The following is a 26,164-nucleotide window of genomic DNA, read 5'->3' on the forward strand; positions in this document are numbered from 1 at the left end:
CCGGCGTTGTGGCTGCTCTCGCTCTGCGCCGCATGCAGCGTTGCTGGTAGCGGCCGGCCAATAGCGCCGGCATGGGCGGCGCGCGCGAATAACTTCACCGCTCCGCTGCCACCGCGTCCACTTTCCCTGCAATCGCGGCCGACAATCGCCTCAGATCGAGCAACGCCGCATCGGCGCCTTGCAGTCCTTCGAGACTCGTACCCAGCCGCTCCAGCGCGTCGACGATTTCGTCGATGCGCTTGGCTTGCGTGGCGGCGTGATCAATCAGCCCATGAATCGCCAGCGACACCGGATCGTCGGCGTTCGGCGTGATGCCGTATGCGCAGAAGCCGCTGCTTGCGGCGGAGCGTTTGCCCTCGCGCGCGGCGCCCTCGGCACCGGCATTGGCCGCTTCCGGAGCCACAGTGGCGGCCGCCGGCACGATGATCCGCGCCGGGTTACCCACCGCCGTGCCACGTGCCGGCACGGGCTTGGTCACCACCGCGTTCGATCCGATCTTCGCGTCCGCGCCGATCGTGAAACCGCCGAGCACCTTCGCGCCCGCGCCGACGATCACACCGCGCTCGAGCGTTGGGTGCCGCTTCGCGCCGCGCGTGAGCGACGTGCCGCCAAGCGTGACGCCCTGATAGATCGTGCAGTCGTCGCCGATCTGCGCCGTCTCGCCGATCACCACGCCCATGCCGTGATCGATGAACACGCGCCGCCCGAGCGTCGCGCCCGGATGAATTTCGATGCCGGTCATGAAGCGCGCCATCTGCGAGACGAAACGCGCTAGCCAGCGGCGCCTGGCCCTCCAGCACGCATGCGCGAGCCGGTGCAGCAAGAGCGCGTGCAGGCCGGGATAACACGTGAGGACTTCCCAGGCGCTGCGGGCGGCGGGATCGCGCTCGCGGATCGTGGCGATGTCTTCGCGAAGTCTCGTGAACATGGCAGGGACTGTGTTGTGGGAGAAAGAGCCGCACGCGAGAGCTGGCGCGCACGACGGCGTGGCTCGCCGCATAGCACGGCGGCAGCTTTGCTTAGAACGTTTTGAGGATTGTAGGGGGATTGCGGAAAACCTGCCGGAAGCCCACGCTGCCGGCGGGGTCGTCGCCGGCTAACGGGGAGGCATTCAGGTCAGGTATGACACACGGCCTTCAGGAGGCGTCGTCCTTGGGCTTGCTCTTCAACAGAATGTGTTTGGCGATGCCGCGCACGATATTCACTTCCTCGCGTTCGAGACCCGAGCGCGCAAACAGGCGGCGCAGGCGCGACATCAGCTTCTTCGGATTGGCCGGGTCGAGAAAATCGAGCGCGACGAGCGCGCTTTCCAGATGCGTGAACATGCTCTCGATTTCGTCGCTGGCGGCGCGCGCGCCGACGGGTTCGCCCTCCTCCGCCGCCTGAGGCACGGCCGGGCCGCTGTCGGCCGACAGATACATCGTGCGCAGTTCATACGCCAACACCTGCACGGCCTGCGCGAGGTTGAGCGAGCTGTAAGCAGGATTGGCGGGAATATGCGCCAGCGCGCTGCATCGCTCGACGTCCTCGTTCGACAAACCCGTGCGCTCGTTGCCGAACACCAGCGCGATCTCGCCATGCACCGCCTGTTCACGCGCGATACCGGCGGCGGCACGCGGCGTCCACTGCGGCGGCCCATATTCTCGCAGCCGCGCCGTCAGCGCAATCGACCAGTGCACGCCGCTCAGGGCGTCGGCGAGGGTCGGCACGACGTGCGCGGACGCCAGCACGTCGTCGGCTCCGCTCGCCATGGCGATGGCTTCCGGGTCGCTTTGCACGTGCAGCACGCGCGGCGACACCAGCACGAGCCGCGAGAAACCCATGGTTTTCAGCGCGCGTGCCGCAGCGCCGACGTTGCCCGGATGGCTCGGCTCGACCAGCACGAAGCGCGTCGAGGTGAAGCCGCCGCGCAGTTCGGCTACGGCGGGATCGGAGGAATGGTGGGTATGGTCCACGATGGAATTCGGCTGGCTAAAGACGCGTATGGTAGCGCCAACGCCGCGGCCGGTCTGAAACGAACACAGGTATGAACGCAGATGCGCATGCAGATATGTGCGGCGAAGCGCTCGCGAACGCCGGACCGAGCCGTGCAGAACGCGGGCAAATCGACCGCCGCCCCGCAAACACTGCCGCGGCGTCCGGACTCAGGTAAAATGCCGGAATTCGCGTCCGCTTTGCCGTCTGGCACTGCATGAACGCCTCGTTCTTATCCAATTCGTCTCCGTCGGCGGAATGCGCACCGGTTGTACCGGGCGAGCGTTCCGTGCTGTTTCCGCGCCTCTTAGAGGGCGCCCAATTAGCGCAGGTTAGCGCTCATTTTCCGGCCAGCAGCCGCGCTGCCCCGGCACAAGGATCCAGTCTCATGCATCCCATGCTCAATATCGCTGTGAAGGCCGCGCGCCGCGCGTCACAGATCATCACCCGCGCGTCGCTCGATCTCGATCTCGTCCAGGTCAGCAAGAAACAGCACAACGATTTCGTCACGGAGGTCGACAAAGCGTCTGAAGCGGCGATCATCGACACGCTCAAGACCGCCTACCCCGATCACGCCATCCTCGCCGAAGAATCCGGCAAGTCGGATAACGAATCCGAATACCAGTGGATCATCGATCCGCTCGACGGCACCACCAATTTCATCCACGGTTTTCCGTACTACTGCGTGTCGATCGCGCTCGCGCACAAGGGCATCGTGACGCAGGCCGTGGTCTACGACCCGACCCGCAACGACCTGTTCACCGCCTCGCGCGGCCGTGGCGCGTTCCTCAACGATCGCCGCATCCGCGTGGCCAAGCGCGACCGTCTGGCCGATGGCCTGATCGGCACCGGCTTCCCGTTCCGCGAAAGGGACGGCCTGGAAGCGTACGGCCGCCAGTTCGCTGAAATGACCGAAGCGTGCGCCGGCCTGCGCCGTCCGGGCGCCGCCGCGCTCGATCTGGCAAACGTCGCCGCCGGCCGCATGGACGGCTTCTTCGAGCAAGGCCTGAATGCGTGGGACGTCGCCGCCGGCAGCCTGCTGATCACGGAAGCGGGTGGCCTGGTCGGCAACTACACCGGCGATTCGGATTTCCTGCACGTCGGCGAAATCGTCGCGGGCAACGCGAAGGTCTACGCGCAGATGATCCCGATCCTGTCGCGCTACAGCCGCACGCGTCAGCAAGCGGCGTAAGCCCTACGAGGGCGGCGCCGGCAAGCGGGACATGAAAAAGCGGCTTCGGCCGCTTTTTTGTTGGCGCGCCTGCATGCAGCGGGCGTTCGTGCTACAAAGCGGAATGCCGCGCCGGCGCAGGTCATTGCCGGCTGCGTTTCGCGCGTCTTTCGCTGCGCCCTGCCTTGCGCCCGCCGTCTTGCGCAGCTTCCGATCCGCTTCATGAAAAAAGGCTTCTACACAATCATCGCGGCGCAGTTTATTTCGTCGCTGGCGGACAATGCACTGTTGATCGCGGCCATCGCGCTGCTCTCCGTGATTCGCTCGGCCGCCTGGGTCACGCCGCTGCTGCAGATTTTCTTCACTGTTTCGTACGTGCTGCTTGCACCGTTCGTCGGCGCTTTCGCCGACTCGATGCAAAAGCGGCATGTCATGTTCATCTCCAACGCTTTGAAGGCGAGCGGCTGCCTGATGATGATCGCGGGCGTTCATCCGATGATTGCCTACGGCGTGGTCGGCTTCGGCGCGGCCGCGTATTCGCCGGCCAAGTACGGCATCCTCACCGAACTGCTGCCCGCGGAAAAACTCGTCAAGGCGAATGCTTGGCTCGAATCGGCCACCGTGCTGTCGACCATCGTCGGCACGATGGTGGGCGGCGCGCTGATCAGCACCTTCGCCGACAAATTCGTCGCGCATGCGCATCTGCCGCTGATCCGCTCCTCCGCCGATCTCGCCATGTTCGCGACGATGGTGACCTATGCGATCGCCGCCGCGATCAACATCTTCATTCCCGACACTGGCGCGCGTTATGAAAGCCGCCTGAGCGAACCGAAGAAACTGGTCGGCGATTTCTATCATTGCTTCAACGTGCTGTGGGCCGACAAACTCGCGCAGATCGCGCTGTGGGTGACGACCCTGATGTGGGGCGGCGCGGTCACGCTGCAATTGCTGGTGCTCAAATGGGCCAACGTGAATCTCGGGCTGTCGCTCTCGAAGGCGGCGGTCATGCAGGGCGTCACGGGTCTCGGCATCGCAGTCGGCGCGGCGGCGGCCGCTGCGCTAATTCCGTTGCGCAAGTCGCTGCGCGTGTTGCCGGTCGGCATTCTGACCGGCGCGGTGGCGATCGCCATGGCGTTCTACAACAAGGATCTGTTCCCGCCCGGTTCAGGCATTCGCATCGGCACGTACGTCATGCCGTTTTACATTCTGCTCGCCTATCCGCTGATGATTCTGCTCGGCGCGCTGTCGGGGTTTTTCATCGTGCCAATGAACGCGATCCTTCAGCATCGCGGCGCGACGCTGCTGTCCGCAGGGCATTCGATCGCCGTGCAGAATTTCAACCAGAACCTCGCGGTGCTGCTGATGCTCGGCGTCTACGCGCTGCTGCTTACGGCGAAGATGCCGGCGCAGTGGATCATCGTTGTGTTCGGCACGTTCATCACTTTCATGATGTGGCTGGCCAAGCGGCGCAGCGCGGTGAACGAACGCACGGTGGATATACGGGCGATGGTGGAAGAATGAAGCCTTCATGCGGCTGAGGCACGGTGCGGTGCGGCTCGCGTCGGCTGCTCGCCGCGGCGTTTGGCGGGAATGCGGATTTGCAGCGCAGATTGGCCATCCGGCCAGGTCCGCGCGCCGTCCCGTCAGGTTAAACTCACGCCCTGAACAGCTAACGCAAGAAGATACCGAGGATGGGCATTCAAACCGCAGCGGCGAACGACGTCGCACAGCACACGCCGATGATGCAGCAGTATCTCCCCCGCGCCAGATAAGGCGTTGCGCGACGGCCTACGCCATCGACTACGCCCGCCAAATTCCTGTCCGCCCGCTGTCGACTCAATTCCGCCGCTCGCGTAACGCTCCTGAGCGCCACCTGTTCGGGGCGAAGGAGTCATTCGAGCAGCGCCCGACGCAGTTGGCTAAACGTGTTCAGTCGCCCGGCTTAAATGGGGGTGGGACCGGACTCGAAAAGCGGTTATCGTTCAATACCTGCACCGAATCGATGCCCAATATGACTTGTGAAGTGAATGAATCGGAACTGCGGCCCAACGTGTTCGTCGCCGGCCTTATCCAGCCCGGCGATGTTGTCCTGACGACGACGCCCGACCGGATGAGCAAAGCGATCCGTGCAGTTACCGGCGCGGACATCTCTCATGCCATGATTTGTGTGGGTAAGTCGAGTGTGATCGATTCCACCGGCGACGGTGTGCACGCACGCAACCTTGAGCGGCTCATTCTTGAGCCAGGCTGCGCTGGTCATGTGCTTCGACCGGCGACGCCGCTGACCACTGACCAATTGCACTCCGTTATCTCTTTCGCCAGAGCTGCGGTAGGGACTCGATACTCCATACCCAAGGCCGCCAAGAGCGTGTTGGCTGGTTTCGTGGCCGGCCGGAGGCAGTTCTGTTCGCGTTTGGTCGCGCAGGCCTATCGTTATGCCGGCATGCACCTAGTATCGGATGCCGACTTTTGTCACCCCGGAGAGTTGCTGAAGAGCGCAGCCCTCGTGGAGGTGCCTAATGTGCTTCGAAACCTCAGTTCAGAAGAAGAGGCTGACTGGCGTGAGAATATTGACAACGTTCAGGCAATGCGCGACTCAACCAACGCCTTGCTTCGCGAGGCCCGCAAGCTGTCCTCTGAGATTGAGTCGCTCAACGACATCGATGCGTTCTTGGTTGAACATCCGGAGGGAGACGCTGACCTTGTGAATGCCCTGCGATCGTCGGGGTATCTGGAATTGTGGCGCGAGGAATTCGAAAGAAATTCTTGGCAGTATGACGTCGCTTCGATGGAGGGGCATGATGGTTCGGCGGAACGAAAACAGAGATACTGCGAAGAGCTGCTGGCAGACGAAAAGTTATGCCAAAACCGTTTTGTTCTGAACCACGCTGGCTACGTGACCGTGAACACGTTGCATCCCCGCCAGTACTTCGCCCTACAGGTAGAGCTGTATAACCTCCTGACGCAGCTTCACGGTCGGCGCATTAATGCGGCAACTACTTGGCTTGAGCGCAGGGGACTGCTTGAGTCCGCGCCTGCCAAACTGCTCCGTCCGCACACGCCTGAGTGGTTTGCTTCGCTACGCGAATGGAATCCCATGCAGGCCACAATGGCGGAAGCGGCGATTAGGGCAACGGGAAGTTTGGATGTGTGCAGTGTCTGTGCGGATGATCCGGTCCGCGATTACGCCTTGGTGAGCATGCCGGCGGCTGGGCCGGGGACGCTTCGCCTCTGTGACGACTGTTTTCGCATCCGTTCCGTCGACGAATCGATGAAGCCTTTCTAACCGCGCAGTCGTGCTTGCGGTTGAGTATCGTACGGCCGAAATTGCTCGCTTCACCGACGCTCGGCGGTCGAATGCGGTTGACTGCTCGTGGCCGAACCCGGAAGTTCGGCCAGCTCCCGCCCATCACCAGCTCGGCCTCGCCGCAAATTTCCCTTGTCGCCCCTGAGCGGTCAGCCGCGCGCGTAGCTCAAGCATCGGCTTTTCATTGCAACCTAACTGCATCTGGTCACCCGTCGTCATTCAGTCGACCACTACCTTAATGAGTAGCACGCAACCATGGGAGCGAGTACGGGACGAATTCCGACGTCGCAAGCAGTCCATCAAGGCCACGTTGCTTCACGCGACGTTACATTGCATGAACGAAGCGCTAGAATCGCTTTGCGCCTATGCTTACGGAGATTGGACATCATGAGCCCGGAGAATAGACTCGATGCAGGCAGCCGTGATGCCATTATTTCGGCAAGGGCACGCGAACGCATCAACCGCCTGATCGAAACGTATCTGTATTTGTGCGGCGCAATCATAATATCTACAACTATTATTTTTGATGCTGCAGCACATCGTGCGCCGCTTGCAGAAATTCTTTACGTTCGAAGGTCATATTTGCTGGCGTCAGGCCTATTAATCATATCCCCAATAATCTTTCGCCTAATATTCGGCGCACTACCTCTAGAATGGATCCGGCGAAATCGTGCGCAGCGACAGGTAGAATCGAAAGACCTGTCCCGTGCGTCTGTTGTCGATGAAGAAATACGAACGGCCGAGATTCGAGCGTTATCGGACATGATGTCAGCTTCCGAGCTATCTGAAGCTTCGGCGATAAAGCTCTTTGCCTACTATTCATTTAGCTCTCGACGCCTATCCCAGAGCATCTACGCAAGAGCAGGCGTTTATCTCCTTGTGGGTGTCGGGGTTGCCTTTTCAGGCCTATTTTTCTTTTATACTCTTACGTCCGATCTGCCGCCTGGCTTCGCGGAGCAGAAATCAATCGAACAAGATATGGCATTCGCGATTCCAAGAATCGGTATATTGTTTTTTATAGAACTGATCGCGTTTTTCTTTTTGCGGCAATATCGTTCTGCAATGGACGAATTTAGATACTACGAAGCTGTAAAAAGGAATAGAGAAGAGACGCTAGCCTTAATCAATATTATTTCCGCGAACGGAGCGTCGCTTGATGCGATGGAGCTGGTAAAAAATAATTCTTTCTTCTCTCGAGTAGGAGGGCTTGAAAAAGGGGCTTCAACCGAAATCATCGAATCACGTAAGCTCGAAAAGAATGAGCTGGACTTGATGGAAAAGGTTGTCGAGCTGATTGCGAAAAGCAAAAAATAGTCGACTGTTCTCGACTAAGCAAGCACACACACTGCTGGTCTCTAATCGTCCTAGCTGCGGCCGCCCGACCACGTCAGGGAAGCCCCTAGATCGCGATAAGAAGTTGGTGCCAAGAGGGATTCATAGAGTGAAATGATACTTCAACATAAAAAGCCGCGCTCTCTATGCACTCTTCCCCAAACCGAATCGCTAGCGGACGCTCGCAGTTTGCCCGCTAATGACTCTTGCTGACCGATGCTATTGAAAAAGTCGCTGCCCTGCTTTTTCAACTCGGCGGTGAAAAAATCGACCTCTCAGATCGGTCTACAAACCGCTCGCGAATGCCGGCTGAGGGTAAGACGACCCCTAAAAACCTTATGCGGGAGACGTCAACGACTTTTTCAACAGCATCGGCCGCTCTCGGTCCCACAAACGGCCACTCTGCAGGCCCAGCCTGCCGTCGCGCAGATTCAGTGGTACAGCAGTTGCCTCAACTAGGCGCCTACTTCGATAACGACAGCAGATAGTCACCCCGGGCTTCGTCGCCCGTCCACGCGTCCGTTGCGTTCTTGTGTAAGCTACGCTGTAGTTCAGGGGGTGGAATGACAGGCGCAAGGCCTGTCAGATATAGGTTTCTACTATTGCTGTAGCGAATCTGTAGCAAACAAGATTTCCCCTGCAAGAGCACCAGCGCGTTACGCTGCAGCCGCGCCTCGCGCCATGATCCGGCAACAATCGGGCCATGAACGGCCGCTCATCCACGGCATTGCGCGGACATTTGAACGTCGCTTTCACCCAGACAACGGACCTTCTTGTGCAGATGATGTTAGTCGGGTCGTCGACCAATGTTTGCGCGCTGTCCGCTACGAAAATAGCTCAACCCGCTCTTGAATAAAATGGGCGATTTCCTGCGGACTGAACCGTTGGCTATCTACGTAGCCGTCGGTTTTGAAGACGCCATCGACTGACCCATCGTCCATTTTTACGAACATGATCTTTTTGTGGTCGCGTTCCATGATGATTTCTTTGATCGCTCGAAACTCTATGCCACACCAATCTTTCAACTGATAGTCGCCGCCGATGAAAACCACGATCAGTTTAGAGCGGTTTCTGTAAATGTCCTGAAGCAGGGTGTCAAGCGACGGCCGTGCAAGCTGGGACACATAGTTGTTATCGTAGAAGTAAGAGTTCGGGCCAATCAACCGCTCCAACTCTTGAGCGATCTGTTCAACCACGGGCCGCACTTCGCCAGGGAACGACAGCGCCACATGGAACGAGTGAGTCGAAATATCCACGGCCTTGGTAACGTCACGAGCCCACGCAGGCAGGTTGATTCCGCGGTTCCTGAGCTCCTTGGCCAGATTGACGTCCTTCACCGCCCAATGGGACCTGTTCAACTCCCACTTGGAAATGTCCAAGTCGAACGCCAACGACTGCAGGTCATCCGCTGACAGGAATGGGCTGACGTCCCTTATTTCGTACTCGATGCGTACTTGGTCCTGGCGACGCGTGATGTTGCGAATAACCCCGAACTTTGGTGCCTGTTTCCAAGACGCCTCGAAAGCGAAAATACACGGCAAGCGTTGAAGCTCGTTGACGGCGGTGGCATCAAGCTCGCCGAATCGCTTCGTGATTTCGGTGTCGGTGTATTCCCTGACGCATCTGCTGGTTTCGATGAGCCAAGGCTCGCCGCTCCAACCTTCGTTGTTACCTGTTACGAGCAAGTTGTACATGCGTGCGTCCGATCCATCCGATATGGGTTAGTTAGCTGACGAATGCGATTTTCGCATAGCGCCTTACGTTGCGTTACCAAAAGCGATCGCGCGTCGGTGAGAATGAGTGACGCGGACCGGCAAGGTTCAGCCGTTCGCCCGCACCTTCCCGCGGACACCCGAATGTCGGGTTTCGAGGAGTCGATGGACATTTGCGGGTCGCCCTTGTACGGCGCACTGTGGAATCCTTAATTGCGTAGGACGTATCGACCGGCCGTCCGTCGTGATTCAAGCGAGCTACCGGAGCCCTGATCGAATGGCGCGGCTAAGCGCCACTTGCGAAAGACTGAGGCACGGTGAACGGGCCTCTGCAGCAGACGTCCACCGTCTAGCGGAAACCGCCAGGCAAATCCGCCGTGCCCACAGACGAATACAGATGTTAGCGTAAAGTCTTTCGATGAACGGCTTATTTCCGTTCTAGCCGGATAAATACTCAAGCAACTCAGCAGCAACCGCATTCTTTATTACTCGGGCACGTGCGGGACCCACTCCGTAAATATGCTCAATGAGATCAGCTTCCGTTTTTCTATACAAATCTTCCACAGAATGGATTTTGGCTTGTTGCAATTTTTCTATTTGCCACTTGCTCAGCATGGACAAGACGGAAATTGGACGATGCATCATCGCCTGGACTGAGGTAACGAATTTTTCATCGTCCTCAATAGCGGATGATAGCTCTGATATCGATGAGTAAGCCGAGTGGCTCTTTCCGAATTCGACATATTTTTTAACCGATAATGTCTGGTAGAAGTCCTTTGACTCACTATGCGGGTTGGCAAAGAGCGACAGTAGACATCCATATTTCACCTCATACCGCGCACCTAATTCTGAACGCGTCGCGCGAATGCTTGCGTCTGTTTTTCGAATGATCCCAGTGTACGTCAATAGACGCAAGGCCTCCTTTACCGTTTCCGGGGCATCCTTGTGAATCCAGAAATAGATACTGGACTCTTCACTACGCTTTTGTTTGCGCGTTTCGTTGTATGACTGAAGTGTAGGAATAACCGTTCTTTCCAGAAAATCCCGTCCCCAATCGATGAGGCTTTTGTGGCCCTTATACTTTTCCCCTAGCGCAGTATGTTCCGCCCAGATTTTTGTTCGATAAAAATCCTTTAGCATCTGATCCACATTCGAGCTATTGAATTTTGGCAAATCCTGAATGGTTTTCAATATCATCCGAGGATTTCCGCCCCCGGAAAAAGCTAGTGTCGCGAAAAGATCAGCATTATTAATGATGGCATCGCGCACGGCCTGGTCAGCTTGCTTCAACGCCATCTCTTTGAAATACTGAATATATCCGGGGTCGCGAATATCGCGCTCAATAACTTTGTAAAGGCAATCGTGTATCGGCTCAAAGGAGTCGCCAAAATACGTTACCCCGGGGTATATGGCCGCATTGCATGTAATATAGGGGGAGCGTAGATCCTTGAATAGGCTGAAAAATTGTCGCTGCTGCTCCGGGCGAAAAACGTGAGCGGCTTCGTCGAAGAAAAAATAAACTCGACTAATGCCATTATCGACGCAGATTTCTTGAATTGCCTCTTTCACTTCTTCGATATCTGGCAACGCGTCAATATTCACCGAGGCACCGCTCTTGTAGGACGCCTCAAATTCCTTAACGAGTTTCTCAAGATTTCTCTCGATGGCCTCCCCGTCGTCCATTTCATCTCTGCTCAGGAGCCCTGCACTAAATGTTGAAACTGCGAAACCTTTTTTCTTCAAGGCGTTCAGCAAGGCCCTAAGCGATTTCGCCAGCATCCAATGATAAAATTGATGCGCGTCGTCCGTATTTATTAGTGAGCTGACATTGAATGACAGAAAAACCGGCACACAAGTATTTTCACTTGCATCAATTTCTTGCTGCGCAATTCGCATCAAGAATGATTTTCCAGTGCCTCGGGAGCCCTCTAGAATACACGGCTCTGGTGAACGAAGTGCTTTGATGATATTGAGATCTTCTTTGCCGGCAACAAATAGATCAAAAATCTCATCTGCTTTAATGCTTTCTGTTCTGAGATAAAATTCGTTCATTTGCTATCCTTCGGGCCGCCGAGAAGAGTTCGGATAGGTTCTATATACGCGAATGTTGGTATCAAAATCGGCTCAATTTCCTCAAGCTGAGCGGGAGTTAACTCACTCAGAAAGCGACAACAAATACCAAAGATAATAATCTCGCTAACCTCCTTCAGATGCGCAAGGAACGAATCATGCAAGACCGAATTGTATGAAAGTGCAAGGCCAGTTGCCTTCCACGTAGCGTTATTCCCGTGCACATACTCCGATAATTTCCGATAAACTTGGGCGGCACGTTTCCTGTAATCTCCCATGTGCTCGTTTAACGCGGGGAAAAAAGCCGAAGCAAATCGCTGTGAAAATACGCCAGAATCTTCACTATTGATTGTTGCCCATTTTATGTCGGCCTCCGTGAGTCCATTGCGCCATTCGCGATATGCTAGTTTGTTCGTTGAGAAATGCAATGCGCCCAGTCCAAATTCGAGTGCTAGCCGAAGCGATGTAAACGCTGATCGGTACAAGCCGTATGTCAGGGCTAAGCAACTCGTTTCAAATTGGGTACATACAACGTCAAGCATCGTAGCTTCGTCGCCGTCGATACAGGATCTCAAGCGGTATAAGTCAAGCGCGGCGCTGTGTCCCTTAGCAAGTACCTCAGGCCGCTCAAGCGTCGCAGTAAAAATAGCCTGCGATTTCTTATTAAGCCTCTGATAATATTGATCAATTTTCATTCTTGGTTTTTGGGGATGCCCGTTTCACACGACTGGATTTGCACACCTGCAGGCAGCTGATTCTAATCTAATACACTCACGCTTAGGTCGTCCGATCCTGCCAAAATGTGTTGCTCTGTGGCATAGCGCTGCCAGTCCCACCAGTATCGATGAAAGCCGGACGGACTATCTATATTGGGTCGATGGGGGAGACGGGGGGAACTAACGATGTGCGTTACGCTCAGCTTTGCTGAGGGCACGCCGGCGGCGCTGATGCAGTACAAAGCGGCCGTTGCGCTCGTGCCCAGTTGAGAGGCTGTAGTGGGTCGAACTGGGACGTCCAAAGTTGCTTTGCGGGCACGAAGGTTAGTGAGATTCAGCGGCCGAAACGGCTTTGCAGGCCGTCTATTTTCTTTTAAATTCAAAAGGGTGGATTAATTGACCATCCATTTTAACCACTCGCCGCGTCGCGAGGTAGCCACGTCAACGTCTCCATTCTCGTCCGTTGATTAGCCGTTCTTCGGCAAATCGATGATTTTGATCAGGCCGTTGCGCTCATATTCCTCGGAGAGATCATCCCAAGCGCTCACGACGGAGGACACATCGAGAAGATCGACGTCGAGTTTTTGCCTTTTCAAGGTTTCGAGTTCGATGCCTGCCCTGTACCGCCAAACACCTCCCTCCCCCGCATTGTTCCCAGTGTGCATGCCGCGAAGTGCACCTTCGACCGTCTGTCCGTTCTTAAAGAAGACTCGGACAATGCCCACAATCGGCAGCTCCTGTGAAATGCGCGAAATGTGTACTGCCTCGGCCTGATTCTGCGTCCAACGTCCCATTGTATGCTCCCCATAAGAGATATCGTAAATCGGTTTTCCCGACGATATAGTATAACCAGGCGCCGCTTCGGCCGCTTGAAATCGTCCATAGTTCAGGGGGCGGAATGACAGGCGCAAGGCCCGTCAGATATAGATGGCTACCCATGCTGTAGCAGATCCGTAGCTTACGAAACCTCCCCGTTCAGCGCTTCAGCCGACCAACGCAGTCCAGTTCGATCGCGTTCATCCGGCGACAATCGGCCAGGAGGCGACGCATGCTCGACGGCGACGTGTGGCGGAACTTGAACGGGTTTCGGTCATTCGCCGTGTTTGATGACACGTCGCCCTCGCCACAGCAAAGCCGCTAGAATGTGAGTGCACCATACACGGGGATATAGACGATGTTCGAGTTTCTAGCAAAGCTTTTCAGCATGATTATGGGACTTTGGAACAAGCTCCCAGAGTCTGCCAAGGAAGCAATTATCAAGGCAGTGGTAGATACCTTCGAAGCAATGTTCCGCGCTTTCTTCAAAGCAAACAAGGACGGAAAAGCCAATGCCTAACTTCAAGCCGAATCTGCCTATCACTGAAAAACTCGCTATCGAAGACGGCGAGAAGAAGAGCTTCAAAGAGTTTTTAAAATCTCAACAGGGAGCGACTGCGCTTCAGAGTACGGCACTTGCACTGAAAAGCAACCTGACCTCCACCATTGCGGGAATCAGCGACGCCGCTGCGATTTTTGGGGGGAAGGAAACCGAGCAAAGCTTTGCTCAAGGCGTGAAAGAAATCGTGCAAAGTGAAGACTTTACGGACGAACTGAGCCAGTCTCTCGGAATCCCATTGCCCGACGAAACGGAAGACCAATTCGTTGTTCGAGCCAAGGCGAAGATGACCGACTTGCTCCGAAAGAAGCTCTCGAAGTAACGAGAAAGCCTTGCATACGAAGCCCGCTCAAGGCGGGCTTGCAATGCTTCGTGGGAATGTCTCATATCGGTGCGCAGCGGACCGTCGCCCTGCTAACCACTGCTCGGCAGGCGCAACTGATGCATACTGCGGCGGCGAACTATTCCACCCAAATACGCTGTAATCGGGCGCTCTACAAACCAATACGTTGCCACGCCCGTGACAATGCATCCCACAGAGGAAAACGCAACATAAAACACACCGTACAACGGCTCGGACGACCCGATTCCGGATGCCACCCAAAGCGCTCTGGTTACCCCAAACGAGAAAAATTGCATCAGATAAATTGAGTAAGAGGCGTCGCCAATTAACCCGAGCAGCGGCCATCTAGAACGATTCAGGATGACGAGCGACCCGAGCACGATCGCGGCAGCCGGAACTCCCTTGTTGATGCCACGGTACGCAGTGCCGCTACCCCAAAGCAGCAGGACCGCGACGACAACGAGTACGCAGGCAAGTCTGTGCGATGGGAGCACGCCTCGCCGATAAGCAATCGCAATCCAAAGGCCCATTACAAACTCAAATAGCAGGGTGCTTGTGTACGTTAGCGCAATCGGGTCTGAAGGACGAATAGCTAGCCCGCCAATAATCAAAGCGACGAACACCACGGACAAAAGTGTCGCTCTCGATATTTGAGTACCAGATATAACAAGCGCGAAAACCGCATAAAAAAACATCTCATAACTCAATGTCCATCCGGGAACTACGATCGGCCAAATACTGCCGGGATGGCCGAGCGAGAAATGAGGGATAAACAGAAGGCTCTTGACAATGCTGGAGATATCAACCACCGTTGAACGCATGAGATGAGGCGCAATGAACGCTAATCCAACGGTCACCAGCGTGACCAGCCAATACATTGGAACAATCCTGACGATCCGTTTGAGAAGAAAATCGACTCTCCCTCCTTGGCCGGTTTCGCCGAGCGATCCCATGATGAACCCACTGATAACGAAGAATATGTCGACCCCGAACGCTCCAACGCTCAATTGGGGAAGCGAGTCACTGAACCCTGCGATCGTGGCCGGCGCGTGGTATGCGACCACAAGGAGAGCTGCGAGAGCCCGCAGATATTGAATCTGTTCGATTTTTTTCATTTCATCGCCGTCGTGCGTTGGGCCTGTGCCCTCCGCGACTGGCGAAGATGAGCACGGGCATCAGATGCATGATCTTGCCCAGCGGCAAGGACTGGTAAGACACGGCTTATAAAGACATCGTTTTGACCGAAATCAACCCGCGCGGCAAGCCCGGCGAGTGGCGCCACCAAGCGAAAAGGCAACGCTCGACGGCATCACTGGGACGTGCACGAGCGCCCCTGCATACGGCGTGTCCTCAATCAAAACAAGCCAGCTGGATCCGCCGCATCGTCCCAACTGAAAATGATCACCTCCGTGCGCGCTGCCTCCTTCCCGCCACCGCCAACGGTGTATTTGATGTCGACAGTTTCGATGTGGAACCCCTCGAAGGCCTGACGGATCGCCGGATGATCATTCAGGCTGATGATCGCTTTGCCTTTCAAGTTGCGCAGTCGAGCCGCCATGGCGACGTACTCCTCATAGGGAAACGGCAAACCGTAGCCTTCGGTCTCCCAGTACGGCGGATCCAGATAGAACAGCGTATGCGGCCGATCGTATCGGTCAATGCACGTCTTCCAATCCAAGTGCTCGACGAATGTGTTGGAAAGCCGAAGGTGCGCAGCCGACAGCGTCTCTTCGAGCCGCAGCAGGTTCAGACCGGGCGGCGTAGTGGTGGCCGTCCCGAATGATTGACCCTCAATCCTTGCGCCGAAACAGTTGTGCTGCAGGTAATAGAAGCGGGCTGCGCGCTGGATATCGGTGAGGGTTTCCGGGATCGTCTCCTGCAACCATCTGAACACCTGTCGGCTCGTGAGTGCCCATTTGAACTGGCGCACGAACTCCTCGAGGTGGTGCTGCACGACGCGATATAGATTGATCAGATCGCCGTTGATATCGTTGATAACTTCGACGGCTGCCGGCGGCCGGAGAAAGTACAGTGCCGCACCGCCCGCGAACACCTCGACATAGCACTCATGCTTTGGGAACCGCGGAATCAGATGGTCTGCAAGACGGCGCTTGCCGCCGATCCAGGGAACGATAGGGTTTGCCATATTTGGAATCGCCTTTTCTTTTTCGGTTAGAATTCGGCCCGCCTACCGGTAGGTGTCAGGGCCTTTGGCTAATTCACTGGCTGGTGCAGTGGAAAGGTGGCCGGGGACATGCGGCAACATGCCCCCGGTCGCCCTGTCTTTTCCCGCGCGGCGAAGCCCGGTCAAAGTTACTTTTCTTCGCTTTTCAAACTTGAGCGAATGACCCCGCTCAACGACAAAACGTTGTCCAGTTCCGTCAATTTTTCCCCGCTGACGCCTACACATATACGCTCGCCAAGCGGCGCTGCAAGCGTGAGGCGCCTCGTTACGTCTAAGGTCATCGCCATGTTAAAAATGTCGAAGTTCGTAATGCAAGGCGCAACTTGTTTGGCGATCGTCGTCGCCTCCCACGTTCAGGCTCAGTTTCATATGGACTGCGTATCTTCTCAACAGCATTCGGATTCGGAGCAGCGCATTGCAGCGATGACTCGGGGCTTCGACATGCAAGCATTGGGAGCCAACCTGTTAGACGCAATGCAGAAACGAAACTCTGCAGCGGGCGCTTTGAGGGACTGCCGGGCCACGGCCGTACTTGGGCTAGGTTGCGACCGTCAAATTGGGCTATATAACGTTGCCGATGCGGTCTACCAGAATGCTCTGGAGGAAATCAACGGTTACCAAACGATTTTGGCGGCGCAGGCGAACGCTCGTTCAATGCAAGCGCCCGTCTGCCATTAGTCACGGCACATTCGGTCGTCCCTGACGTTTTAGCCCATCAGTCTCAGATGGGTTATCTTGTTGTTGACCATCCCGCCAATACGTGGTCCCGTCCCGCTGTTACTAGTTACGCGTACGACAACTCTCCTGGAATCGCCGATGCAGACGGCTGATCCCCGGATGCTTCGGCTCGTGCATCACAGCGGCCCATTTTTTTGTTGGCCTCTTCCGCCATTGGTTTGTCCTGTCCCGCACTTCCTGTGCTGAACGTTCTGCCAGGGCCCTACACTCACTGCGCCTCGGACCGTTTGAGGGAACGTTGGTGGCGAATTCCATCCCTCAAATGCCTTGAGCCTGCCGGTGGTCCGCCGGCGGGCTTCTTTTTTATTTCTTCGCACCAACGCACGCGACCAGCAGCGCCTCAAGTTGCCCCTGCCATTGCTTGCGTTGAAGATGATCCCGCCAGACCCTGTCAACAGCCGAACCGTTGGGCGGTGCGAGCAACTCGGTATCGAACAGGAAACCAGGCGCATCCGGCACCGAGTCGATGCACGGAACTGGCACCTCGATTTTTGCCTGTATGGTTTCGGTGTGGACCACCGGCGAAATTGGTGCCGGCGGCGATGTGCCGCAACCGGGCACAACGAGCAGCGCGCTACAGAGCGCCGCGCAAACGATCGAATGCCGCATCGCATGTCTCCGACTGGTTGGATGGATCCTGAATCCGTTGGGAAAGTGCGTTGATCTGACGCTGGTATAACTGCGCCTGCGTCGCCGCCTCCGCTTGCGCCGCTGCTGCTGCCGCCCGAACAGTAAATGCCTCGGAAGCCGCCTGCGTGATCGATGCCGAACAGGCCTGCACACCCGACGCCGCTGCAGCCAGATCCGCCTGCGACGTCGCGAGCTGCGAGCGAAGCGTGCCTATCGACTGATCGTCCGCCTGCGCCTTCTGCTGTGCCTTCACAAAGTCCGAGCGTGCACTGCGCAACTCGAAAAACTCCACCGTGCACGCGATCGCCAGCACCACGCTGATCAGGCCGACAACGACAAGCGCAATACGGCCAACAATGTCCGTCATGGTTTTTCTCTCTGAATGCGGCGAAGGCCGGCATCAAGCGCCTGATCCAGCACGCGCTTTCCGCCCCAGCTCGCCAGTGTGATCACGAGTGCGGTGAGCGGCGCTGACCACTCTCGCCACTCGCAAAAAAAGAAAGCGGACAGACCGGCAACGATCGACGCGGTGATGACACTGCCGATCTCGACCAGAGCCGACCGCGCCGGTGGATCGCTCGAGGCGAATCGCTGGAACGTACTGGCCGTCCCGCCAATGAGTGCCAGCAGGATCGCCAGCACAAGCGACGCGCCCTGAATGCCCGCCAGGCCATCAGCGAGGGCCGTCTCGGTCTGCCGCACCATCGCGTAAGCCGCTGCTGCCCAGAGCAGCGCGCACGCTCCCCAACCCCATTGAATCAATCGGCGCACGTTATCCCCCGTTTTGCCTGTGTTTCGCGATAACCGAGCACCAGCCCGAACAGCGCCATGCCCACGTAAAAAAAGACCTGCGCCGCATTGACGAAGTACGCACTCGCCGCGAACAACGGCGTCACATAACAGGCCGCCGCTATCGCGTACAACCAGTGCCGGCGGGCCCGAGCCCAGTGGAATATGTATCGTTCCGGCAACCAGTCGTTGATCGCGACGTCGGCGGCCGCTACAAGGGCAAGTGCAGCAGTCCCCACCGTCACCGCGTACCCCCAGAAGCCATCACGCGTGAGCATCACCGACGTCGCCGAGCACGGCGCGGTAAATGCAGCAATAGCGATATAGACCGCGAGGTATGCATAGATGAATCTCGCAAGGGCATCGTCTTTCATGCGGCGGCCCTCGCGTGATTTGCGCCGAGCCGGAACAGCACGCGCTCTGCTTCGCGCCGCTTGACCAGCCCCCCAAGCACCTTGCCGCCCGCCAGATTCCAACGCGCGAATTCGGCAATTGCGCCGTCTGTATCGCCGGTATTCAGCTTGCGCAAAAGCGTCGATGCGTCGAAATTGCCGCTGCCAATGTTGAACACGAGGTCGACGAGCGCGTCGTATTCCTCCTGGTTCAAAGCAACTTTGACGTCGCGCTTCACCACGGCTTCGGCTCCGCGCACGTCCGCGCGCAACCAGTCGACGGCCATGTCGCGCGTGATCACCATGCCGGGCCTGACGTCCGGGCCGGTATGACCCCAGCCGCCCGTCCACGGCGCACCGTTCAGGGAGCCGAGATCGGGTGGAATCGCCCCACCAGCGAGCACCCGCTGCCATAGCCCCCGCGCCTGCAGGGCCTTGGCGAGCGGCGACGCTGGATCCGGATACGCGAACAGGACAAGCGTCTCTGCGTTCTCCGTGAGCGACATGCCCTGGTCGGAATATTTCAGGTCCTCGTTCAAGTGCAGCCCCCAATGAAAAAGGCCGCGCCGATACGGGATCGGAACGGCCATAAAAAAACCACCCGAAGGTGGTCGAAAAAAATCTGATTTGTCGGCGGACTATCTGGCGAAACAGACGAGCCCGATCAATCCGCCTGTCAGGGTTGCAATGACATCCCAGACGGATACGTCTCCGCCGGTGAAGTGATCCAGCACCTCTTTGAGAATTCCGACCGCTGCCACACAGGCAATACCGACCTGCCAGGTGACGAAGTGCCCGATCGCAAAAATAAGCATCCCAAAAATGACGTGCAGACACTTGTCCTGCGGGATCGCCTCCATGATTGCGGCTTCAATTGAACGCATTACATTTCCTATCCCATGTACCAGACGCCGTTGTATTGTGTGAACGTGTACATCGTCTTATCCGCAAGGGCCACAGCCGCACCGGTGGGCGTGTTGATACCCGAGCCATTGGCGATCGTGACCTGCGCATCACCGAGCACGCGGATCGTGTCCCCTTCCGCGCCCCCCGTGAAATTGGTCACAGTCGTCGCCGTGCCATAGCCTGCGAATACCACGAGGCTCGTGCCTGTCACATCGACTATCGTTGTTCCATCGGCTGGGCGGATGGCTTGAGGCGGATTGACCACACCGGAGCCGAGAAATCCCTGCGTCAGAAACAGGCCCGAGGTGTTGTAGAAGCCGCCGCAATCAATGTAGCTGTTGCGGACGTTGGCGTTCGAATTGCTGACATAGTCCTCATAGCCGTACTTCTGCGGGATCGTCGCGTCGTGACCATCCGATCTACAGGAAGAGAACTTGCAGCCACTCGATGTTGCGCTGGCATAGAAGCCAGAGTAAAGGCCTGAACCTGCCAAGCTATTGTTATAGGCCGTACAAACCGAGCCGATCACATTGCCATCAATCCAGAATCCCACGCCACCGTTACTATCACCGCGACACAACGCCATACGATGGCCAGCTCCGGACTGAGGGCCGATGTAGATCCCACGATCCGCTTGCTCCCCAACAGCATTGCTCAAGAAGCTGTTAGCGCCATAGACAGCAATCGCTGCCCGAAAAAGATTAGCGTCGGTCACAGTGGCGGCAGACTGCCCGGCCATCTCGACTCTATTGATAAAGTCATCCGTGCCATGCGTCTCCAGAACCCCAACAACACCAGTGCGAGTCGGATTGAGGAGACAGTTGGTGGCCAGCAGATCTTCGAATACCACTCCCCAGCCGTTGCTATGGAGAAAGGCCTGATCGGCGAAACCATTGGCCGAGCAGCACTTGATCGCTCCCCACCTGGTTCCCTGGAAGCGCACACCTCCACCGGCATAGGCTGCACCTAGACCCTGAAGGTTGATGCCCTTAACGCTCAGTACGCCCCGCTTCAGGGTGGCCGGAGTGTCAACCACAAAACCTGGCGCTGCTTGCGACAGTGTGACTCCGGCAATCGGACCACCTACCTGAGCCAGATAACCGAAATGCTCCGCACCAGTGACCAGATGCACGCCATCCTTGAGCACGACGTTGCAGAAATAATTGCCGTTGGGGAAACGGATCACACCGCCACCAGCTGCGGCCAGTACATCGATCGCCGATTGAATTGCTGCCGTGTCGTCAGCGCTGCCGTTACCTTTTGCGCCGAAGCGCTTCGGGTTAGCGAACCCGTCATTGAGATCATCTGCCACCGTTCGCGCAACCGAGCCGGCCAATGCACCTTTAAAGCCGACCAATGATGCGCCGCTCGGTGCTGCGATCAGGCGATCGTCGGCAGCGTGCGCAACCATCGATACGCCTTTTTCTGGGTCTGCCAGGTCCCGATCGTCCACGGCGTGTGCGACCATTTTGACGCCCCTGGCAGGGTCAGCCAGCTCCGCGTCTCTGGTGTACGGACTCATGTCCTCCCACACCATCGATGCTCCGTCCCCTGCAACACCAAGCACGCGACCCGCGTTGCCGGTCAGCAGTGGAATGCTGACAGTCGCCGCGTCCGCATGAGCTGCTGCAGCTGCCGCTTCAGCAGCCTGACGATCTTGCGCTACCATCGCTGCATCATGGGCGGTGGCTTGCGCATGATCGCTAGCCTGACTTGCTGACTCCAACGCCGAGGCCCGCGCATCAACCGCTGACTGGGCGGTCTCAACCGTTTCTTGCAGCATCGGCAACAGATACTCTGTATGCCCGCCGTCAAGCATGTCACGATCGGTACTGCCGTCGTCGGAGTACTGATGTCCGGTCAGGGGGAAAGTTACTTTGCTCATCGAATTTCCTCGAGCTCGAAGGCATTGGTATGGTTGTTGAGGAACGAAAGCTGTAGCGGATTGATCTGCCGCATGCGGGCAAGAAAGGAGTGCCGCAGCAGATTGATCGCGTCGTCGCTGTCCCACACAAACAGCAGCTCCTGGTCGATGCCTGCTGCCCGCTGTGTTTCGAACACCCGGCCGTACGCTTCGTCGTCGGAGAGCCAGTCGAGCGAGAATTTCTGCACGCGCCGGCCGTTGCGCCGCTCGAAATACGGCGTCCCGTCGACTGCCCTATCCATCGTGGTATCGAACTCCCAGCCAAGCTGCGGGTTGTAGCTCGCGTTATTCGTCGGCGACCACGCCTGCGACACGAACACACGGCCGAATTCGAGATACCCATCTGGATTGCCCTCGTCAGAGAATTCGAATCGGACGTAGCGGCCGAAGACAGGCGTCTTTATCACGCATAGAATCAGCGCGGGATAGCTCTTGCGCTGGTCCTCCGGTAGCCGCCCGTCCCACCAGTTCGGATCTTCCCAGTCAAGCATCGACGGGCTGTAGAGCCGTGGCCATGCCTGCCGCCACACTGAGCCATAAAGCGGAGAGCTGAGCGTTGAGTCAAACACGGACGTGTTGAAATCCGGATCGCGCGACACGCGGATCCGATAGCGTCCATTGAGTGTCAGGTTGTGCCGAATCATCGCGAACATCGACACCTTGCGCGACACCTTCAGGTCCACATCGAACTGCGTATCAGCCATCAGCGCTGTTGTGCTACGAGTCACACGTGACAGACGTGGGTCCTGCAGGTTCGTGAGCGGCACCTGCCATGCGCCACCCGAAAGCACCCCGGCGTCCGTCTGGTTCGGAAACCCCAGCATGAGTTTTGCCATGCGCTTGTCCCTTGTTACGGTTCAGCCCCACAGCACGAGCGCAGCGCGGCCGTGAGTGAAACCAGTATTGACCCCGATCACGCGAAAGAGCCGGCCGTGCAGTCCAAAGCGCGGGGTATCGAGTGCCACGACGTCCCCCAGATCCACTTCGCCAAGCTCGGTTACGGGCACGTCGATGTCGAGCGTGAGACGCCGCACGCCGTATAAAGCAAGACGCCGCTGTGATTCCGCAACGGCGTCCAGTTCATTCGCGAGCCCTGTATCGAAGCTCAGCTCGTCCGCGTGCGGCCACGGCACCTTGATTGCCGGGTCTTCGCTGGTCGACGTTCGGTATTCCTGCGCGAGCCACGCTACCGTCCGCGCTGACGCCGCAGCAACGTCAGTCTGTGTTGTGTAGTTGCGCGCATAGTTCACAGCGACGCTCCACGCCGGCACGCCCGCAGCACGGACGGTCAGCGCCATCTGCGTTTCCTGGCCCCACGCGACGACTGGCGTGCCCGCTGGCGCGTCGAGCCGCCCCATACGCAGACGGCTCAAACGGTCGAATCCGTACCACGCGCCGATTGAGCCCGCGATCGTGTCCATCAACGATTGCGGCGTCGCATCCGCATCAGCCCAAACGCCAGTCACCGCGCTGTTCAATGCATCAAGCGCGGCGACATCCGTCATCACAATGTCCGCGTCGGGCACACCTGCGTCACGCGCGATGGCGACGAGCAGATCTGCGGCACTGGTGCGCACGCCCTGTGCGTCGCAGGTGACCGTGCCAGCGGGCGCACTGCCGAGCCGGAAGAAGCCAACTGTGCAGCGGAATTGCCCGGGCGCTGGCGCCGTTGCCTGCATGTCGTCCGTGCTCGCATAGTCCGCGCCACGCGTGAGCGCGACGCCGTTGTCATACACAGCAGTCACGGCGCACGCTGCGTCGCTGACCTGATAGATCAGCTTCGACGTGTTCACGCACTTTGGCGTGGCGTTCAGCACTGACCCATAGACACGCGGCTTGAACTGCCCTTTCAGATCATCCTTCGTGCCTTCTATTCCCGATGGCAGCACGTTATTGCCAAGATATTTGGGACGATTGGCGATCGTCAGGTCGGCGAGCCTGTCCTCAATCACGACCGAGAGCCCGGTGTCCTGCACTGAAACGTCCGACAGCGTGCCGGTCATCACCACCGCCCACTGCGAGTACGGCACGGTGAGCTCGCCCATCCGGACGGCGAAACGCCGCCCGGAGAACGCATAGTCGGTGGCCAGATCATCGAGATGACCATCCTGATTCACCAGCAGCACATTGCCGACGGTCACCTTTGTCGCACCAAACGTCGCCGCCCCATCGAACAGCAGCCGGTCAAGCGTGGGCGCTGTTTTGATAACCGGCTCGAAATAGACGTTCGGCGGCACGTCGTCAGGCCGCGTCATGAAGCCGGCCTCCGACAAATACCAGGTATGCACCTGCCCGGTCGGCAGGTGATATGCATCTGCCTCCATTGCGATGATCATTGCTGGCCTGGCCTCCTTTGCTGTTGCAGCACCGCAGTCTGTTGGTCCATTTTTTCCGACCCGTCGCGCGCGATCGCGTCGGCCTGCTGGAGCTGTGCGGCAAGTAACTTTGCGATTGCTTCCGCCTGCTTCGCGTTCTGCTCCCGCAATGCCTTCAGCTCCTGCAGCAGTGGATCGTTGGCGCTCGACTGGTATCGCGTGAAATCGACCGCCTGCATGGCGGGCGAGCGCGCATCCAGCGATCGTGCTTCATTCGCGGTAAGCACCCGTTCGCCCGCGTGCAGTTCGGCGATATAACCGTCGAACGGCACGCGGTAAAGACCGGACGCATGCGAGCCGTTGACCGACGTCCATGCCTGCAGACTTGCGATCGCCTGGGCCACGGTCTGCACCGACGTGTTCACGTCGACGATGCCCTTTACCATCTCTTTCAACTGATCGAGCTGGGCGTCCGCTGAAGAGCTGGCGTAGTCCATCGACTGAATGACTTCCGCAAGGTCGGATTGATACTGGCCCGAACTCGCGTTGTACGCCTTCGACGCATTAAGGAAATCCTGTGCGGCCGAGGTGAGGCCGGCCTGCGCGGTGGCGTCCCCGCCGATCGCCTTGCCATACATATCCTCGAAGCGCTGGCGCGTTTCTGCGTATTCCTGCTCCGGCGACGCGCTTGACAGATCGCCAGTTGTGAGCGACTGGCGAAACTGGTCGACCTGATCCTTGAACGATTGCAGCGCCTGCGACTGGGTGCTGTATGCAGAGGCCACCGCGGATTCGTAGGAGCTAACAACATTGTCGAATGCAGGCGCCAGCGCAAGCAGTGATGCGTAAGCCTGCTGGCCTGCCGCCGTCGACAAGTCGAGAGACTCGACAAGATCCCGGAACTGATCCCGCGTGTGAATACCGCTATAGCCGAGCGCGGCCAACTGATCCGTCACGGCCTTCGACGCATCATCGGCCTGCTGGGCTGCCGACGTGAAATGCTGATAGAAGTACGTCGCGCTCGTATTGAAGGAGTCCACGCCACCGGACAGATTCAGCACCGCCGTTTGCGCATCGACCGAAGCGTTCTTGAGATTGTTGAAGTCGTCGCCCATCTTCTGGATGGAATCGAAAAGCGTCTTCAACGAGTTAAGCTCACTCAGCAACGAGGTGATGTCATCGGCCGACAGCTTCGACGCATCGACGCCCTGCAGCACGGCGGCATACGGCGTGTCCAGATTCGCCTTTTGCAGGGAGTCGACAACGGAGCGCTGCAACTGCAGGCTGAAGTCGTTCAGCACCGTCGTGGAATCCTTGACGCCATTCAGATCCTGACGGTTGACGTCGGTGTTCAGATCGCCGAAGCCAGCCGCCACGAACGAATTGCCTTTCTGCGGGCTGATTTCATATGTCGCGGAATACTGCCCCAACCCGTCGATCGACCCGCCCAGTTGCGAGGCCAGCGACTTGATCGAGTCATACGTGTTTTTGATCGAGGCCTGAACATCCGTTGCAGCCGGATCTCCGCCAGACGGGCCGCGCACCTTGGTGATGTTGTCGTTACTGTCGATCGTATAGTCAGCGCCATAGCGAGTCTCCCCGCCACCGATGAAAGAGCCGACCAGCGATCCCAATACCATCCCGACAACGGCGCCGATCGGCCCGGCCAGTGAGCCCAGTGACGCACCGATTGCGGTGCCAGCCACCGCCGACGACGCCCCGATTGCCAGACCGCCCATCGCGCCGAGGGATCCACCAAGGTTCGAATACCCCTTATTCCCGAACAGGGCGCCCCCAGCCAGACCGCCCAGCAGGCCGGCGCCGCCGTACATCAGCCCGGCAGATGATCCAAGCGTGCCACCAAGACCGCTGCCCGCCTCGCCTGCGGTGAATCCATAGGCATTGGAGCCGAGCGCGGACGCATAGCCGCCAGCACTCGCGGCCGCGTCTCCACCTATGCCACCACCCAATCCACCCAACAGGACGCCGCCACCCGACAATGCGCCCGTGCCCGCACCGGCGATCGCCGATGCACCGAGCGCCGTGGATGCCCCACCGTATCCCTGAATCCACCCCATCAAGGTGTTATAGCCGTTCGACAGGTTGTTGTACGTGCCGTACGGATTCGACAGCAGATTGTTCAGCGTGCTGCTTCCGCCCATCCCGTTGTTCTGCAGGATCGAGTTCTGCACGCCGCTGCCGCCGGCAATGCCAGCAATCTGCGCGATCACGCTGACGACGAAAGGCTTTGCAAACGACTTGTACAGCTCATCAACCACCGTCGT

At 57.9% G+C, this 26,164-nt stretch carries 25 protein-coding genes; 7 read left to right on the forward strand and 18 right to left on the reverse strand.

All coding sequences use genetic code 11. The features are described from left to right. Positions 1-94: 94 nt before the first annotated feature. Together cysE and B0G80_RS08075 are read right to left on the reverse strand one after the other, a co-directional pair. A complete protein-coding gene (cysE, locus tag B0G80_RS08070; RefSeq protein WP_116117633.1) occupies positions 95-928 on the reverse strand; it encodes a serine O-acetyltransferase in 834 nt (277 codons plus the stop codon). Positions 929-1,136: 208 nt separating this feature from the next. Beyond that, positions 1,137-1,955: an RNA methyltransferase gene (locus B0G80_RS08075; protein ID WP_116119572.1), complete on the reverse strand. Its 819-nt coding sequence runs from the start codon at positions 1,953-1,955 to the stop codon at positions 1,137-1,139. Between the two features lie 407 nt (positions 1,956-2,362). Here B0G80_RS08075 and B0G80_RS08080 point away from each other — a divergent pair, with 407 nt between their 5' ends. The 4 genes from B0G80_RS08080 to B0G80_RS45195 all read left to right on the forward strand — a co-directional run bounded on the left by B0G80_RS08080 (position 2,363) and on the right by B0G80_RS45195 (position 7,766). After that, positions 2,363-3,166, forward strand: a complete 804-nt coding sequence (locus B0G80_RS08080; RefSeq protein ID WP_106279526.1) for an inositol monophosphatase family protein — start codon at positions 2,363-2,365, stop codon at positions 3,164-3,166. 201 nt (positions 3,167-3,367) lie between these two features. After that, positions 3,368-4,666 (forward strand): lysophospholipid transporter LplT, encoded by a 1,299-nt coding sequence (lplT, locus tag B0G80_RS08085; protein WP_106279524.1) that lies wholly within the window; start codon positions 3,368-3,370, stop codon positions 4,664-4,666. A gap of 490 nt (positions 4,667-5,156) precedes the next feature. Further along, positions 5,157-6,431: a YiiX/YebB-like N1pC/P60 family cysteine hydrolase gene (locus B0G80_RS08090; RefSeq protein WP_116117634.1), complete on the forward strand. Its 1,275-nt coding sequence runs from the start codon at positions 5,157-5,159 to the stop codon at positions 6,429-6,431. 408 nt (positions 6,432-6,839) lie between these two features. Continuing rightward, on the forward strand, positions 6,840-7,766 hold the full coding sequence (locus tag B0G80_RS45195; protein WP_147309840.1) for a hypothetical protein: 927 nt from the start codon (positions 6,840-6,842) through the stop codon (positions 7,764-7,766). Positions 7,767-8,608: 842 nt separating this feature from the next. Here the strand turns inward: B0G80_RS45195 and B0G80_RS08100 are convergent. From B0G80_RS08100 to B0G80_RS08115, 4 genes are all read right to left on the reverse strand, one after another. Next, entirely contained in the window at positions 8,609-9,478 is an 870-nt protein-coding gene (locus tag B0G80_RS08100) for a TIR domain-containing protein (RefSeq protein ID WP_116117636.1), read from the reverse strand. A 456-nt stretch (positions 9,479-9,934) separates the two neighbouring features. Next, positions 9,935-11,548 carry a hypothetical protein gene (locus B0G80_RS08105; protein ID WP_220377453.1) on the reverse strand — a complete coding sequence of 538 codons (1,614 nt, stop codon included), beginning with the start codon at positions 11,546-11,548 and terminating at the stop codon, positions 9,935-9,937. After that, positions 11,545-12,261, reverse strand: a complete 717-nt coding sequence (locus B0G80_RS08110; RefSeq protein ID WP_116117637.1) for a hypothetical protein — start codon at positions 12,259-12,261, stop codon at positions 11,545-11,547. The genes B0G80_RS08105 and B0G80_RS08110 overlap by 4 nt, the downstream gene beginning before the upstream one ends. 488 nt (positions 12,262-12,749) lie before the next feature. After that, positions 12,750-13,076 carry a hypothetical protein gene (locus tag B0G80_RS08115; RefSeq protein ID WP_116117638.1) on the reverse strand — a complete coding sequence of 109 codons (327 nt, stop codon included), beginning with the start codon at positions 13,074-13,076 and terminating at the stop codon, positions 12,750-12,752. A gap of 380 nt (positions 13,077-13,456) precedes the next feature. Here B0G80_RS08115 and B0G80_RS45745 point away from each other — a divergent pair, with 380 nt between their 5' ends. Together B0G80_RS45745 and B0G80_RS08120 are read left to right on the forward strand one after the other, a co-directional pair. Then, a complete protein-coding gene (locus tag B0G80_RS45745; protein WP_171991629.1) occupies positions 13,457-13,618 on the forward strand; it encodes a hypothetical protein in 162 nt (53 codons plus the stop codon). Next, on the forward strand, positions 13,611-13,979 hold the full coding sequence (locus B0G80_RS08120; RefSeq protein ID WP_116117639.1) for a hypothetical protein: 369 nt from the start codon (positions 13,611-13,613) through the stop codon (positions 13,977-13,979). Before B0G80_RS45745 ends, B0G80_RS08120 begins: the two co-directional genes overlap by 8 nt. 92 nt (positions 13,980-14,071) lie before the next feature. Here the strand turns inward: B0G80_RS08120 and B0G80_RS08125 are convergent, their stop codons facing one another. Continuing rightward, the gene (locus B0G80_RS08125) at positions 14,072-15,115 is read right to left on the reverse strand and encodes an acyltransferase (protein ID WP_116117640.1); all 1,044 of its coding nucleotides are present in this window, start codon (positions 15,113-15,115) and stop codon (positions 14,072-14,074) included. Between the two features lie 239 nt (positions 15,116-15,354). Next, entirely contained in the window at positions 15,355-16,146 is a 792-nt protein-coding gene (locus B0G80_RS08130; RefSeq protein ID WP_116117641.1) for a DNA adenine methylase, read from the reverse strand. Between the two features lie 108 nt (positions 16,147-16,254). Here B0G80_RS08130 and B0G80_RS08135 point away from each other — a divergent pair, with 108 nt between their 5' ends. Continuing rightward, complete coding sequence (locus B0G80_RS08135) at positions 16,255-16,863, forward strand: hypothetical protein (protein ID WP_147309841.1); 609 nt, start codon at positions 16,255-16,257, stop codon at positions 16,861-16,863. A gap of 363 nt (positions 16,864-17,226) precedes the next feature. On the opposite strand, the gene B0G80_RS08140 is transcribed toward B0G80_RS08135, so the two are convergent. From B0G80_RS08140 to B0G80_RS08185, 10 genes are read right to left on the reverse strand one after another with little or no spacing between them, the layout of a single operon-like run. Next, positions 17,227-17,442 carry a hypothetical protein gene (locus tag B0G80_RS08140; protein WP_147309842.1) on the reverse strand — a complete coding sequence of 72 codons (216 nt, stop codon included), beginning with the start codon at positions 17,440-17,442 and terminating at the stop codon, positions 17,227-17,229. Positions 17,443-17,497: 55 nt separating this feature from the next. Then, positions 17,498-17,920 carry a hypothetical protein gene (locus B0G80_RS08145; RefSeq protein ID WP_116117644.1) on the reverse strand — a complete coding sequence of 141 codons (423 nt, stop codon included), beginning with the start codon at positions 17,918-17,920 and terminating at the stop codon, positions 17,498-17,500. Next, complete coding sequence (locus B0G80_RS08150) at positions 17,917-18,258, reverse strand: phage holin family protein (protein ID WP_116117645.1); 342 nt, start codon at positions 18,256-18,258, stop codon at positions 17,917-17,919. The genes B0G80_RS08145 and B0G80_RS08150 overlap by 4 nt, the downstream gene beginning before the upstream one ends. 53 nt (positions 18,259-18,311) lie before the next feature. Next, positions 18,312-18,716 carry a hypothetical protein gene (locus B0G80_RS08155; protein ID WP_116117646.1) on the reverse strand — a complete coding sequence of 135 codons (405 nt, stop codon included), beginning with the start codon at positions 18,714-18,716 and terminating at the stop codon, positions 18,312-18,314. Further along, positions 18,713-19,324: a lysozyme gene (locus tag B0G80_RS08160; RefSeq protein ID WP_116117647.1), complete on the reverse strand. Its 612-nt coding sequence runs from the start codon at positions 19,322-19,324 to the stop codon at positions 18,713-18,715. Before B0G80_RS08160 ends, B0G80_RS08155 begins: the two co-directional genes overlap by 4 nt. Before the next feature lie 48 nt (positions 19,325-19,372). Then, positions 19,373-19,618, reverse strand: a complete 246-nt coding sequence (locus tag B0G80_RS08165; protein ID WP_116117648.1) for a hypothetical protein — start codon at positions 19,616-19,618, stop codon at positions 19,373-19,375. An 8-nt stretch (positions 19,619-19,626) separates the two neighbouring features. After that, the gene (locus B0G80_RS08170; protein ID WP_116117649.1) at positions 19,627-21,525 is read right to left on the reverse strand and encodes a glycosyl hydrolase family 28-related protein; all 1,899 of its coding nucleotides are present in this window, start codon (positions 21,523-21,525) and stop codon (positions 19,627-19,629) included. Continuing rightward, positions 21,522-22,400 carry a hypothetical protein gene (locus B0G80_RS08175; RefSeq protein ID WP_116117650.1) on the reverse strand — a complete coding sequence of 293 codons (879 nt, stop codon included), beginning with the start codon at positions 22,398-22,400 and terminating at the stop codon, positions 21,522-21,524. Before B0G80_RS08175 ends, B0G80_RS08170 begins: the two co-directional genes overlap by 4 nt. A 21-nt stretch (positions 22,401-22,421) precedes the next feature. Continuing rightward, the gene (locus B0G80_RS08180) at positions 22,422-23,900 is read right to left on the reverse strand and encodes a hypothetical protein (protein WP_116117651.1); all 1,479 of its coding nucleotides are present in this window, start codon (positions 23,898-23,900) and stop codon (positions 22,422-22,424) included. Continuing rightward, a complete protein-coding gene (locus B0G80_RS08185; RefSeq protein WP_147309843.1) occupies positions 23,897-26,158 on the reverse strand; it encodes a DUF456 domain-containing protein in 2,262 nt (753 codons plus the stop codon). Before B0G80_RS08185 ends, B0G80_RS08180 begins: the two co-directional genes overlap by 4 nt. Positions 26,159-26,164: the final 6 nt, after the last annotated feature.

Origin of the sequence: Paraburkholderia sp. BL6669N2 (genome assembly GCF_003387275.1) — a bacterium.
Lineage (GTDB): Bacteria > Pseudomonadota > Gammaproteobacteria > Burkholderiales > Burkholderiaceae > Paraburkholderia.

Bases quoted from the DNA above. Each gene is read 5' to 3' on its own strand.
- cysE (WP_116117633.1), bottom strand. From the start codon at position 928: ATGTTCACGAGACTTCGCGAAGACATCGCCACGATCCGCGAGCGCGAT.
- B0G80_RS08080 (WP_106279526.1), top strand. From the start codon at position 2,363: ATGCATCCCATGCTCAATATCGCTGTGAAGGCCGCGCGCCGCGCGTCA.
- lplT (WP_106279524.1), top strand. From the start codon at position 3,368: ATGAAAAAAGGCTTCTACACAATCATCGCGGCGCAGTTTATTTCGTCG.
- B0G80_RS08090 (WP_116117634.1), top strand. From the start codon at position 5,157: ATGACTTGTGAAGTGAATGAATCGGAACTGCGGCCCAACGTGTTCGTC.
- B0G80_RS45195 (WP_147309840.1), top strand. From the start codon at position 6,840: ATGAGCCCGGAGAATAGACTCGATGCAGGCAGCCGTGATGCCATTATT.
- B0G80_RS08100 (WP_116117636.1), bottom strand. From the start codon at position 9,478: ATGTACAACTTGCTCGTAACAGGTAACAACGAAGGTTGGAGCGGCGAG.
- B0G80_RS08105 (WP_220377453.1), bottom strand. From the start codon at position 11,548: ATGAACGAATTTTATCTCAGAACAGAAAGCATTAAAGCAGATGAGATT.
- B0G80_RS08110 (WP_116117637.1), bottom strand. From the start codon at position 12,261: ATGAAAATTGATCAATATTATCAGAGGCTTAATAAGAAATCGCAGGCT.
- B0G80_RS08115 (WP_116117638.1), bottom strand. From the start codon at position 13,076: ATGGGACGTTGGACGCAGAATCAGGCCGAGGCAGTACACATTTCGCGC.
- B0G80_RS45745 (WP_171991629.1), top strand. From the start codon at position 13,457: ATGTTCGAGTTTCTAGCAAAGCTTTTCAGCATGATTATGGGACTTTGG.
- B0G80_RS08120 (WP_116117639.1), top strand. From the start codon at position 13,611: ATGCCTAACTTCAAGCCGAATCTGCCTATCACTGAAAAACTCGCTATC.
- B0G80_RS08125 (WP_116117640.1), bottom strand. From the start codon at position 15,115: ATGAAAAAAATCGAACAGATTCAATATCTGCGGGCTCTCGCAGCTCTC.
- B0G80_RS08130 (WP_116117641.1), bottom strand. From the start codon at position 16,146: ATGGCAAACCCTATCGTTCCCTGGATCGGCGGCAAGCGCCGTCTTGCA.
- B0G80_RS08135 (WP_147309841.1), top strand. From the start codon at position 16,255: ATGCGGCAACATGCCCCCGGTCGCCCTGTCTTTTCCCGCGCGGCGAAG.
- B0G80_RS08145 (WP_116117644.1), bottom strand. From the start codon at position 17,920: ATGACGGACATTGTTGGCCGTATTGCGCTTGTCGTTGTCGGCCTGATC.
- B0G80_RS08150 (WP_116117645.1), bottom strand. From the start codon at position 18,258: ATGGTGCGGCAGACCGAGACGGCCCTCGCTGATGGCCTGGCGGGCATT.
- B0G80_RS08155 (WP_116117646.1), bottom strand. From the start codon at position 18,716: ATGAAAGACGATGCCCTTGCGAGATTCATCTATGCATACCTCGCGGTC.
- B0G80_RS08160 (WP_116117647.1), bottom strand. From the start codon at position 19,324: ATGGCCGTTCCGATCCCGTATCGGCGCGGCCTTTTTCATTGGGGGCTG.
- B0G80_RS08165 (WP_116117648.1), bottom strand. From the start codon at position 19,618: ATGCGTTCAATTGAAGCCGCAATCATGGAGGCGATCCCGCAGGACAAG.
- B0G80_RS08170 (WP_116117649.1), bottom strand. From the start codon at position 21,525: ATGAGCAAAGTAACTTTCCCCCTGACCGGACATCAGTACTCCGACGAC.
- B0G80_RS08175 (WP_116117650.1), bottom strand. From the start codon at position 22,400: ATGGCAAAACTCATGCTGGGGTTTCCGAACCAGACGGACGCCGGGGTG.
- B0G80_RS08180 (WP_116117651.1), bottom strand. From the start codon at position 23,900: ATGATCATCGCAATGGAGGCAGATGCATATCACCTGCCGACCGGGCAG.